General features: G+C 63.4%; 11 protein-coding genes. 5 read left to right on the top strand and 6 right to left on the bottom strand.

Annotated elements, in window-relative coordinates; genetic code table 11:
- Positions 1-285: 285 nt before the first annotated feature.
- Positions 286-2,253: an ABC-F family ATP-binding cassette domain-containing protein gene (locus tag IV098_RS04235; RefSeq protein ID WP_296886566.1), complete on the bottom strand. Its 1,968-nt coding sequence runs from the start codon at positions 2,251-2,253 to the stop codon at positions 286-288.
- Between the two features lie 279 nt (positions 2,254-2,532).
- On the opposite strand from IV098_RS04235, the gene IV098_RS04230 reads away from it, so the two are divergent.
- Together IV098_RS04230 and IV098_RS04225 are read left to right on the top strand one after the other, a co-directional pair.
- Positions 2,533-2,685, top strand: coding sequence for a hypothetical protein (locus IV098_RS04230; RefSeq protein WP_296886565.1), 153 nt, complete (start codon positions 2,533-2,535; stop codon positions 2,683-2,685).
- A complete protein-coding gene (locus IV098_RS04225) occupies positions 2,685-2,855 on the top strand; it encodes a hypothetical protein (RefSeq protein ID WP_296886564.1) in 171 nt (56 codons plus the stop codon). Before IV098_RS04230 ends, IV098_RS04225 begins: the two co-directional genes overlap by 1 nt.
- 2 nt (positions 2,856-2,857) lie before the next feature.
- Here IV098_RS04225 and IV098_RS04220 read toward each other — a convergent pair whose 3' ends face one another.
- The 3 genes from IV098_RS04220 to IV098_RS04210 all read right to left on the bottom strand — a co-directional run bounded on the left by IV098_RS04220 (position 2,858) and on the right by IV098_RS04210 (position 9,050).
- Positions 2,858-4,168 (bottom strand): ATP-binding protein, encoded by a 1,311-nt coding sequence (locus IV098_RS04220; protein ID WP_296886563.1) that lies wholly within the window; start codon positions 4,166-4,168, stop codon positions 2,858-2,860.
- An 89-nt stretch (positions 4,169-4,257) separates the two neighbouring features.
- A complete protein-coding gene (locus IV098_RS04215; protein WP_296886562.1) occupies positions 4,258-8,247 on the bottom strand; it encodes a DUF1631 family protein in 3,990 nt (1,329 codons plus the stop codon).
- A gap of 89 nt (positions 8,248-8,336) precedes the next feature.
- The gene (locus tag IV098_RS04210) at positions 8,337-9,050 is read right to left on the bottom strand and encodes a response regulator (protein WP_296886561.1); all 714 of its coding nucleotides are present in this window, start codon (positions 9,048-9,050) and stop codon (positions 8,337-8,339) included.
- A gap of 146 nt (positions 9,051-9,196) precedes the next feature.
- Here IV098_RS04210 and IV098_RS04205 point away from each other — a divergent pair, with 146 nt between their 5' ends.
- From IV098_RS04205 to IV098_RS04195, 3 genes are read left to right on the top strand one after another with little or no spacing between them, the layout of a single operon-like run.
- A complete protein-coding gene (locus IV098_RS04205; RefSeq protein ID WP_296886560.1) occupies positions 9,197-9,481 on the top strand; it encodes a hypothetical protein in 285 nt (94 codons plus the stop codon).
- Between the two features lie 30 nt (positions 9,482-9,511).
- Positions 9,512-10,078, top strand: coding sequence for a glycine zipper 2TM domain-containing protein (locus tag IV098_RS04200; protein WP_296886559.1), 567 nt, complete (start codon positions 9,512-9,514; stop codon positions 10,076-10,078).
- 41 nt (positions 10,079-10,119) lie between these two features.
- On the top strand, positions 10,120-10,494 hold the full coding sequence (locus IV098_RS04195) for a hypothetical protein (protein WP_296886558.1): 375 nt from the start codon (positions 10,120-10,122) through the stop codon (positions 10,492-10,494).
- A 36-nt stretch (positions 10,495-10,530) separates the two neighbouring features.
- On the opposite strand, the gene IV098_RS04190 is transcribed toward IV098_RS04195, so the two are convergent.
- Positions 10,531-11,745 carry a multifunctional CCA addition/repair protein gene (locus IV098_RS04190; RefSeq protein WP_296886557.1) on the bottom strand — a complete coding sequence of 405 codons (1,215 nt, stop codon included), beginning with the start codon at positions 11,743-11,745 and terminating at the stop codon, positions 10,531-10,533.
- A complete protein-coding gene (locus IV098_RS04185) occupies positions 11,742-11,960 on the bottom strand; it encodes a DUF2007 domain-containing protein (protein WP_296886556.1) in 219 nt (72 codons plus the stop codon). The genes IV098_RS04190 and IV098_RS04185 overlap by 4 nt, the downstream gene beginning before the upstream one ends.
- Between the last annotated feature and the right edge of the window lie 4 nt (positions 11,961-11,964).

Raw genomic sequence — 11,964 nt, 5'->3', positions numbered from 1 at the left:
TGAGCCCCGCTCACAAAAATCAATCAAGCATTACAAAAGCGGGGCGAGTTCTTTGCCGCCCACCCGGCAGGCTCAATTTCCGGGGTTTCGGGGATGTCGGGGTGCGTTTTCTTTGGTTACTTTCTTTGTCGCATTGACAAAGAAAGTGACTAGCCGCCGGGCTACCCCCGGCCAACGGGCAGTGGTCAAGCTAACGACGTCAAATCCCCCTCAATCCCCTTTATGCCCTTCAGGGTGCTTTTCCAAAGGGGGAGGCCGGGGGTGGCGGCCCTTCAGGGTATACGCCTAAGCCCCCGCCGCTTCCAGCGCCTCAATCTCCCCCGACAACTCCAGCCACTCCCCCTCTTCAATCGCCAGTTCGTCAATGACATGCTGAAGCTGCTTGCCGGTTTCGGTGATCTCCTCGACGGAAAGCGTGCCGCCCAAACGGGCTTCGAACGCCGCTTTTTCCGCCTGCAACGCAGCCATGCTTTTGTCGAGCTTCTCCAGCTTCTGCCTGAGCGACTTGATCTTGCCCGATGACACCGGCTTCTTCGCCGCCACCGGCGCGGGCTCGACGGCTTTCACCACCGGCGCTTCGGCCTGCTTGCCGGCCTGCTTCAACTCTTCGCGCAGGCGCTTGCCTTCGTCCAGCAGATAACGCTGGTAGTCGTCGAGGTCGCCGTCGAACGGTTCGACACCGCCGCGGCTGACCAGCCAGAACTCGTCGCACACCGAGCGCAGCAGGGCGCGGTCGTGGCTGACCAGCATGACGGTGCCTTCGAACTCGTTGAGCGCCATCGCCAGCGCTTCGCGCGTGGCCAAATCCAGGTGGTTGGTCGGCTCGTCCAGCAGCAGCAGGTTGGGACGCTGCCACACGATCATGCACAGCACCAGGCGCGCTTTTTCGCCGCCGCTCATGGTACCGACCGCCTGCTTGACCATGTCGCCGCTGAAGTTGAAGGTGCCGAGGAAGTTGCGCAGGTCCTGCTCGCGGCTGCTGAACTGGCCGGCACCGCCGTTGGCGATGGTGTCTCGCGCGAGGCGGATCATGTGTTCCAGCGGGGTATCGGTGGGACGCAGGACGTCGAGTTCCTGCTGGGCGAAGTAGCCGATGTTGAGGCCGCGGCCTTCGATGACTTCGCCGGCGACCACTTTCAGCTCACGCGCGACGGTTTTCACCAGCGTCGATTTGCCCTGGCCGTTGGCGCCGAGAATGCCGATGCGCTGGCCGGCGAAAACGGATTTGCTGACGTGCTGAACGATCACGGTCGGCGGGGTGCCAGCGGGCGCGCCGGCGGGCGGCGGATAGCCGAAGCTGGCGTCGTCGATCGTCAGCATGGGATTGGGCAGGTTCTGCGGTTCCTGGAACTCGAAGGTGAATTCGGCGTTCGCCAGCATCGGCGCCAGCTTTTCCATGCGGTCCAGCGCCTTGACCCGGCTTTGCGCCTGCTTGGCCTTGCTGGCCTTGGCCTTGAAGCGGTTGATGAAGTCCTGCAGGTGGGCGATCTTGTCCTGCTGGCGGGCATAGGCCGCCTGCTGCAACACCATCTGCTCGGCGCGCATGTCCTCGAAGGTGCTGTAGTTGCCGCCGTAGCGGGTGAGCTGGCCGTTTTCGATGTGCAGGGTGACGTTGGTCACGGCGTCGAGAAACTCACGGTCATGGCTGATCACCAGCATGGTGCCGGGATATTTTTTCAGCCAGGCTTCCAGCCACACCAGCGCGTCGAGGTCGAGGTGGTTGGTCGGTTCGTCGAGCAGCAGCAGGTCGGACGGGCACATCAGCGCGCGGGCGAGTTGCAGGCGCATGCGCCAGCCGCCGGAAAAGCTGTTGACCGGCTGGCCGAGTTCGCGCACCTGGAATCCCAAGCCAAGGATCAGCGCCTGCGCGCGCGACTGCGCATCGTGGGCGCCGGCGTCGTGCAGCGCCATGTAGGCGTGCGCCATGCGTTCGCCGTCGTCGCTTTCTTCGGCAGCGGTGACTTCAGCCTGCGCGGCCGCCAGCATCGTGTCGCCGGCGATGACGAAATCGGTCGCGGACTCGCTGGTTTCCGGCATGTCCTGCGCCACCTGCGCCATGCGCCACTGCGACGGAATGGAAAAGTCACCCTTGTCCTCGTGCAGGGTGCCGTTCAACAGCGCGAACAGGCTGGATTTGCCGGCGCCGTTGCGCCCCACCAGGCCGACCATTTCGCCGGGGTTGATGGTGGCGTTGGCGTTGTCGAACAGCACCCGGGAACTGCGCCGGAGGCAAATGTTTTTAAGCTGGATCATGCGGTTGTGTGCGCGGACGCACCCTGACTCAGTGATGCGGGAGGGCGGATTCTACCCTGCCAGCCCGCTGCGGCCGCTTTGCGGCCGTCCCCTGTTTGGCAGTTCGACGCGGACTGTCATGTTTTCATCAAACTGCGCGCCGCCCGATACTGCCGCCGGCGAGCAAGTCCTGAATACTCTATTGATTTATATGGGCTTTCCAAACAGCGGCCAACACGCAGGGCGGATGGCACAGGCATTGCATGTAGTAAGGCATCCAAACGCAACCAGGAGCGCATCATGAAACTCAACTTCGGCCAAACCCAACTCGTCCTTGCCCTCAGCAGCTCGCCCTTCGACTGGTTCTACGGCCATACCGAACGCATGAGCCTCACCAGCCTGTCGCTGCTGTTCGTGCAGTTTTCCCTGTTTGCCCGCCAGCCGAGTGTGTAATGCAACTGAATCGATGCATCAACGTGAGCCTGGCCTTGTCCCGCTCACCGCTGGCGCTGTTTAACGGCAGTACGAACCAGATGTCGATGTTCAGCCTGACGCTGCTGTTCATCGAGCTGCGCGTGTTGCGCCGCCAGCCTGCGTATTGCCCGCAGATGCCGCGCACCTGATTTTATCGCCGGCGCAATTCCAGCACGGCTTCCAGCCCGCCGCTTGCCCGGTTGGCCAGTCCCACCTTCCACCCGTTTGTTTCCGCCAGCTGACGCACCAGCGCCAGCCCCAGCCCGGTTCCCCCTGTCTGCTGCGAGCGCGAGGCTTCCAGCCGGTAAAACGGCCTGAATACCTTTTCCAGCTGATCCTCGGGAATGCCCGCGCCGCTGTCGCGCACAATTACCCTGGCCGATTGTTCCGCACATTCCAGCGCCAGCTCGACCGGCGTGCCGCCGCCGTAGCGCTGTGCGTTTTCGATCAGGTTCGCCACGATTTGCCGCAGTGCCAGGCGGCCCGCCTCGATTTCGCAGGGCGCGGCGGATGACCAGGGCAAGCCGGCTTCCGCCGCCACCTCATGCAGCAATGCCGCCAGGTCGAAGCGCGCGCGCGGTTCGGCCCGGGTGGTGCGCGCCAGTTCCAGATAACCGCCGATCAACCGGTTCATTTCAACCAGATCGTTGACCGCGCGGTCGATACGCGCCTGGTTAGAGCTGGCGCGGGCGGTGTCCGCCGGGCTGGCATCGTCGCGCAGCATTTCCAGATTGAGCTGCAGACGCGTCATCGGCGTACGCAAATCGTGCGAGATGCCCGCCAGCAAGGTGGTGCGGTTATCCAGCAATTCACGCACCTCGGCCGCCATCTTGTTGAAGCAGCGTGCCAGTTCGGCGAGTTCGGCGGGGCCGGTTTCCGGCAGGGCCTCGGGCAGCTCCCCCGCCCCCACCTGACCTGCCGCCTGCGCCGCGCGCGCCAGCGGAACCGTGATGCGGCGTACCAGCAGCAGCGCCGTCAGCAGACTCAGAAAGGTACCCAGCGCGACCACCGCCACCGCGGCCAGCGGCGTCTGGACGGCATAGCGATCGGGGAAAAATCCCACCCGCAAGTCGTGCCCGCCGAGCGGAATGTCCAGCCATGCCGCAGCCGAACCCGGCACGCCGCGCAAGGCCACCGCCTCGCCCAGACGCTGATTCAGCGCGCTTTCGATCTGCGTGCGAAAAGTGAAGGGCGGCGCGCTGGCTGTCGCACCGACATCGACGGTGGTCAGGCGCAAACCGTGACGCTTCGCCAGTTCGCGCTCGAACGCCGCGCGCGTCTGCGGCGGCAATTCCACCCAGGTTTGCGCCGACAGCACGATCAGGCCTGCCAGATCATTCGCCGAACGCTCTGCCACCGGCACGATCAGGGTGCGATACACCACCCAGAACGCAGCCGCCTGAAACACGATGAAAGCCAGCGCCAGCGTCAGTGCGGTGCGGGCAAAGAGAGAATGGGGCATGGATCAGGAACCTGAAATGACTTCCCCACCAGAAATGGCGTCGGCCAATCCCGACTGAGCCGGCCGCAGGTTTCGCCGCCAACGGGCAGTCACTTGATGAATACCGGCTCCCGCGCCGACAACAGTTCATCGATACGGCAGGGTTTGTGAATGGCGTAGCCCTGGGCATAGTCAACCCCGATTTCGCGGAGGGCTTCCAGGATCAGGGGTGATTCCACGTATTCGGCCACCGTGATCAGACCCAGCGAATGTCCAATGTCGTTCATCGACTTGACCATGGCGTAGTCGTCTGAATTCTGCAGCATGTCCTTGACGAAGCCGCCGTCGATTTTGAGTGTATCGGTGCGCAGGTTTTTCAGGTGGGCGTAAGAAGTGAAGCCGCTGCCAAAGTCGTCCAGCGAGAATTTACAGCCAAAGCGACGAATTTCCCGGATGAAATCCTGCGCGGCGCCATAGCTTTCGATGGCAGCGGTTTCCGTGATTTCGAAGGCGATTTTGTGGGTAGGGATGTCGCTGCCCGGCAGTACCTGCTGCAGATAGCTCATCACCTCGGGATTGCTCAGCGAGTTGGCCGAAAGGTTGATGGCGAACCCACCCAGGGACGCAAAACCCGCCGGGTTGGCTCTGATCCATTCGAACACGTTCCGCATCACCCAAATATCCAGTTCGTGTGAACGCTGCAGGCTTTCTACTGCGGGAACGAAGTGCACGGGACTGACTTCCTGTCCGGCCTCGCTATCGATACCCAGCAGAATCTCGTAATAAGGCAGAAGCGAGGTGTTGTCCGTACGGATGGGCATCACCTGTTGGCAGCGCAAATACAAGCCACTGCCTTTGAGAAAGGAGTCGAGGCGTCCTGCCCAATCCATCATGGATTCCTGGGACTGCAACTGCGGGCTGGACTGCTCATAAATCTGCATCCGGTTGCGCCCCATCGACTTTGCCGTGATACACGCCGAGTCGGCATGCCGGATGGCTTCTGTCGCGCTGAATCGGGTCGGCGCATATTCGGTCAAGCCGATATTGAAACCGATGCTGTAGCTGTGCTCACCATGCTGGAAATGGTAATCCTTCACTTGCTTGAGCAGGCTATCGACGGCCTGGCAACCGTCGTCCCGGCTGGAGTTGGGCAGCAGAATCGCCAGGGTATCGTCGCGGAACGTGGCGATGGCGGCATCAGGGCCGATTTGCGCGCGAACCTCGTTGGCCAGACTGCGCGCCAGGCTTTCTGCCGCCGCCACACCGCAGGTGTTGTAGATCATGCGGAACTGGTCAAACTCGATGATGCCAATCGCGTGTGCCTTGTCCTCCTGGTCCGGCATGGCCAGATGGCTCAAGTGATGCATGAAACCCTTGCGATTGAGCAATCCCGTCACCGGGTCGTGCATGACCTGATGCACCATGCGCTGATAGGTCTCATCGAACAAGGCATGCTCCGAGCGCTCGAACAGCGGCATATCCAGATCCTTGCCCGGATTGACGAGCCCATTCTGCATGCGCCGGGAAAGCTCGGCCAGCGTGAACGCGGTCTTGCTGGTCGCGGAACGGTTGGCGAAGGCGCAGCCTAATGGCGGCTGGCTGACCCAGATAAGCTGCATCGGAACCTTGCCGTCGTCCAGACTGAAGTCCCACCAGTCGCCCACTCGCAGGCGTTCCGCCAGCCGACGATGCGCGGGCGCATCGCCTCCCTCACCCTTTGATGCAGCCAATCTGCCCGGGGGGACCAACACCATCGCGGTGGCAGTTGCAGCGGCTGCGGGACACGACGACGACGCATCGGCCAGCCTGTCGCCCAACTCATCCATGAATGCAGCCAACAGCTTGGCGTCGACATTGACCGTTGCCAGCGTGCGTTCGACCTCGTTCAGCAATGCCTGGGCTGCTTCAGGGGCGCGGGACACATCCGCACGATCAGGGTCGAGCCAGGCAAGCAGCCGATCCAGCACCGCCAGGCCTGCGTCCCACAAGTCACCCTGCGTGCCATGGCGCATTTCCAGCAGAACGAGATACTGGCGCCAGCCCGCATCCAGCAGGCGCAACAACATGGCGGGCACTTCGCGCCCCGCCAGGCGCTGCTCCAGTGCCGCGTTGACCCGGGTGCGGGCCGAACGGATGCGCTCCCGTCCCTCGCTGGCTTCCTGCAGGCGTGCCACCCGTGTTCTGCGGACTTGCAGGATTGGCAACAACACCTTTTCCAGACTGTCGCGAACCCCCTCGAAAATGCCGGGGTCCTCGTCGGCCCGAGCGCAAACACGATCCACCAGCAGGTAGAGGAAGCGTTGCAGCTTGGCATCAAAAAACTTGCCCTTGTCATCCGCCGCCACGGCGTATTGCTCAATGAGATTGAGCACCTGCCGGGCGGGGTGATTAGGCAAATTGGGGAAATTGGCGTCCTGCAGCGCAAGCTTGAGCAGCGGGCGCTCCAGCCGCTTCACCAGCAACTCCACGTCCGAACTGGGCACGAAGTCCGCCCGTGCCCGGGCGAACAAATCCGAGGTGGTATCCAGAATTCGCCGATGGTCCGGCGCAATCCATCTGGCACCGCCCCCGCTCGATGCGATATGCGCATCGATCTGATCGGCCAATGAAGACGGCATGCCCGCCGTTGCCTGGCTCACGCGTGGCAAGCTATCCAGGGCGAACTGCAACTCGCGCAGGCTGGCCTCCGGCAACGTCGCCCCGGCGCTGCTCGACCCGGGAGGTCGCAGCGCCGACTCATCGCGCCCGACCATCTGGCGGGCGGTCTGTTGCATGCGGCTGACCACTTGCAGGATCTCGGGCCGCGCGACAGCCGGCTGCCCCGAGGCAGCGCCCATCTGGCGACTGGATCGCGCTGCAGGCGCCTCCGCTGCAACACTGGCTGCACGTCGTTGAGACTGGTTGAGGGTCGCCAGAATACGATCCAGACTGTAGTCGGCGCTTTCCGGCGTTTGGAGCGTACCCGCCTGATCCTGCTTGTAGAGTGCGTTCAGCGTGTCCGCGATTTCGGCGAGATCCGGCCTCGGCTTGTCGCTTTCAACGGGTTGAGCCTCTGCCGCTGCGGCGGGCTTCGATTTCGCCTTGCCGCGGCCCGACTCGGGCAGGGTGGCCGGTTGCAGGGAAACCAGCGTCTGGTTGAGCTGCTGGTAAAGCGCCAAACTATGGTTCGACACCGCTTGCCCGAGCGTTTTGTAGAGAACCGCCCGCATGGGATTGGAGAAATCCAGCACCTGGATGGCATCCTGGAAAGCACGGCCGATCATTTCCGGACCAAGGGAATTGTTTTTCCGGTTGACCGGCATGCCGATCAGCCTGCTGTAGCGCTGCTCGAACTCACCGAGTGGGGTCGCAATAGCCGACTCGATCTGCTTGATAACCGCCGACAAACTCAGCCAGTCCTCGAATTCAGCCTCGTCGACAAGGGATAGTTTTTTCGCTGTGGGCGCGCCCAAAGAGGCTTCCGTGTCCGCCTCGATATACGAGATGCGGTCGCGTACGGCATTGAAAAAAACGTCTTCGATCCGGCTGCGACGCTGTGTCAGTTCCTGGATGCCATAATCGTAACGGGAGCGCTCCAGAAAGCTCGGCTCGTCCTGACCCGCCTCACGCAGACGCTCCTCTGCGCGCTGAAAGAAGTCCTCCATCACCCTGTCCAGAAAGCTGCGGAACTGGCTGGTGCATTCCAGTTGCAACGCCTGAATCTGCTGCGGGCTCAGGTCATCGCCGCCCCTGTCGGAATCAGGCTGGGCAAGATGTCCGCTTGCCGCTCGCAAGGCCTGTACAACCCCTTCGGGCAGGGTGGCGGTAAAAACACCTACCCCACCGGGCGACACATGCGCGACCCGCCCCTTGCACCGAAATGCGCCGGAAGCGCCCACTTCAAACACCACCTGCACGGAATCGCCTACCAGCGCCGGAAGGGCGGCGTCGGGTGTGCGCTCGCCGGGAAAGGCCACGTACAGCCCCGTCTGGCAATAGTCACGGATTTCGGCCGGAATGGCCTCACCTTCGCCAAAACGGATCTGCGCGTTCTGTAATGTGACCAGCCGCGCATGGCGCCGCTGTTCCTTTTTGCCCGTTCTGGAAGAAGCAGAAATCATTTTGGTTTTATCAGGTGGGCCTACCTAAGCCTAAAGGACACCGATCAAATTGCGTGAGAATGGCGCAAAACACCCTTTTCGGCAGAGTACTAATCTTTGCCCCGCGGCACAAACAAATATCCCAGTCCGCGTTGAGTACGGATGTAAGCCGGACTGGCCGGATCGTCCTCGATTTTCTTGCGCAGGCGATTCACCCGCACGTCGATGCTGCGGTCGAACGGATCGCGTTCGAAGCCGCGCAACTGATCCATCAACCAGTCGCGCGACAGCGCGCGGTTGGCATGGCTGACGAAAATTTCCAGCAGTTCATATTCGCCACCGGTCAGCACGATTTCGTTGCCATCGCGGGTGAGGCTGCGGGCATCGAGATTGACGACGAAAGGTCCGAAAGCAAAGATTCTGGCCGGCGTCGCAGCGGACAGCGCGGGTGCAGCTGCATGCCGCCGCAGCACGGCACGGATGCGCGCCAGCAATTCGCGCGGGTTGAAAGGCTTGGGCAGGTAGTCGTCGGCACCGACCTCCAGTCCGATGATGCGGTCGATATCCTCGCCCTTGGCCGACAGCATGATGATAGGGGGAAACCCCGGCTGCGCGCGCAGCCGACGGGCAACCGACAGGCCGTCCTCGCCCGGCATCATCCAGTCGAGTACCACCAGCTGCGGCAAGCGCGCTGCCAGCAACCGGTCCAGCGCCGCCGCATCGGCCGCCGTCTCGACCGCGTAGCCCTGCGTGCCCAGATATTCGGCCACCAGTTCGCGGATGCCGGGGTCGTCGTCGGTCACGTAAATCAGATCTTTTTGCATGCGGCAACTATAGCGCGGCTCTCGCGCGCTTCGCATCCGGTTACAAAGCGTTACAAAATGGCGGCTGCGTGAAACAGCACGCTTACTTTCCCCACCCAAACTGCGAAGCGTGGGAGCGAGACATCGCCCCCGCACAAGGAGACAACATGAACACACGTCACACATGGATCGTTGGTCTGGCTGCACTGGGATGGATGCTGACCGCACCCGCCCACGCCAATCCGTACGACCCGGGTGGCGCGTTCATGGTGGCCAGGGACGACCGCCGCGACGATGCCCGTGAGGCCCCGCGCAACGACAAGGCCGGCACGCGCAGCAGCGACAAGCGCGATGACGGCCGCGACGATGCCAAGGGCTACGGCTATGGCTACGAGCGGCGTCAGCAACAAGGCGACAGCAAGGACCGTTCCGCGTCGCAGCCACGTCGCTAACCCGCACCGCTTCACTCAAGGAGAGTCAGCATGAGTACACGCATTTTCAACACGACCCTGATCGCCGCACTGCTCGCAGCCAGCGGCAGCGCCCTGGCCGACCGCCGCGCCGACGACGAAATGACCGTGCGCGCCAAGGTCGTCGCCAGCGTGCCGGTGTACGAAACCATCAACGAACCGCGCAAGCAATGCTGGACCGAAACCAGCGGCCATGAGACGCAAACCTGGCGCGCGGCCCCCAATCCCGGCGGGGCTGTGCTCGGCGCCATCGCGGGCGGCCTGATCGGCTCGACGGTCGGCAAGGGCAACGGCAAGGTCGCCGCAGCCGCCGTTGGCGCGGCCACCGGCGCGGTGGTGGGCGACCGCTGGAACAGCGGCGTGGTCACCGAATCGCGCCCGGTTCAAGTGGAACGCTGCAGCGTCCAGGACAACTACCGTCAGGTGCTGGCCGGATACGACGTGCGTTACCGTTTCAACGGTCGCGAATTCAGTGCCCGCCTGCCCTACGACCCGGGCAACTATCTCACCCTCAACGTGAGCTACCGCATCGCGCAGGACCAGCGCGACAAGCGCTGGCACCAGGACGACCGCAGCTGATTTAGCCGCGCCCCGTCCTCACTCCTGAAAGGAAACCCATCATGTTACGCACCTCATTACTTGCCGCCGTACTTCTCGCCACCCCGCTCGCCGCACTCGCCTCAGGTGGTTATTACGCCGGCGGCCACGGCAGCCGCGTCATTGTCAGCGAGCCCAGCGTCGCCGTTTCCATCGGCGCGCCGCTCAGTGGATTCAATTTCTATTACCAGAGCGGGGGCTATTACGCGCCGGTGGCGCCGGTCTACTACCGCGCCCCGGTGATCGTACCGGCGCCGTATTACCCGCCGCATCGCGTGCAGTACTACCCCGCGCGCCACGACTGGCATGGCGGGGGGCGCCATCATCACCGCGACCGCGACGACGATCATCGCGGACGGGGCCATGGTCGGGGGCACGGCCATGACCGCGACGACTGAACCCGGTTTGCACGCGCTGAAGATACTGACGTCAGCTCACAGCGTCAGTTTCCAGGCCTCGACAGCTGCCGCGCGCGCACGGAACACCGCTTCGCGCACCTTGTCGGGCGCGGCCGCCCGAGCCACTTCCCCGGCATCGACTGCGCGGGCGACCGCAAACGCCTGCATCAAATAGGCGGGCGCGGGGTACGCGCGTGTCTCATACCCCGGACGGCCGCGGAAATCGCATTCGCAAGCTTGTAAAAACTCGGTGAAGCGTTGCGGGCGGCGAAATGCGTCGACGCGTTCGAGCAATTCGATCACCGTGGCGGCGCGCAGTTCTTGCGCACGGTGCACGTTGCCGTGATCGCGCGCGACCGCAACAGCCAGATCGCGGCAATCGGCCGGTACGCGCACGCGTTCGCACAATTCGCGCACCCGTTCGACGCTTTTGGCTTCGTGACCGTGATGCTTCGGCCACAGTTCGGGCGGCGTCGCCCCCTTGCCGAGGTCGTGGGTCAGTGCGGCAAAGCGCACAGGCAGGCTGTAGCCCTGAGCGGCGGCCCAGTCGACGACGAGCATGACATGGATGCCGGTGTCGATTTCGGGATGATGGGCGGGCGGCTGCGGCACGCCGAACAGGCAGTCTATTTCGGGAAACAGCCGCGCCAGCGCGCCGCAATCGCGCAGCGCCTGGAACATGCGCGACGGTTGCGCCTCCATCAGGCCGCGCGCGATTTCCTGCCACACGCGCTCGGGCACCAGTGCGTCGATCTCGCCTGCGGCCACCATCTGCTGCATCAGCGCCTGGGTTTCCTGCGCCACCCTGAAATCGGTGAAGCGCGCGGCAAAGCGCGCCAGCCGCAGGATGCGCACCGGGTCTTCGGCGAAGGCGGCGCTGACGTGGCGAAAGACTTTCGCCGCCAGATCGCGCTGCCCGCCGTACGGGTCGACCAGCTTGCCGTTGGCGTCCTCGGCCATCGCGTTGATGGTGAGATCGCGCCGCGACAGATCCTGCTCCAGCGTGACATCGGGCGCGGCATGCACGGTGAATCCCTTGTAGCCTTTGCCGGACTTGCGCTCGGTGCGCGCCAGCGCGTATTCGGCATGGGATTCGGGATGCAGGAAAACCGGGAAGTCCTTGCCCACCGGCTGATACCCCAGCGCCACCATCTGTTCGGGGGTGGCGCCGACGACCACGTAATCGCGATCGACCACGGGCAGACCCAGCAAACGGTCGCGCACTGCGCCGCCAACGATATAGGTTTTCATGACGGGCTGGCCGCCTCCCACCGCTGGATCGCTGCGCGCGCTCGGTCGAAATTCGCTTCGTCCGCCAGCAAGCGCACCAGTCCGTGCGCCGGCAGCTCGCCTACCCCGCCTTGCAGATAGGCGCCGACGATCTGGACAGCGATACCTTCCTGCTCAAGATAGCCCTGGAGAATATGGGCTTCAACCGCATTCGACGCCTCGTATACGGTTTGCATGAAT

Source organism: Thiobacillus sp., from assembly GCF_018780105.1.
Classification (GTDB): Bacteria; Pseudomonadota; Gammaproteobacteria; order Burkholderiales; family Thiobacillaceae; genus Thiobacillus.
The sequence above is the reverse complement of the archived record's forward strand: the minus strand, read 5'-3'. Positions and strand labels throughout refer to the sequence as shown.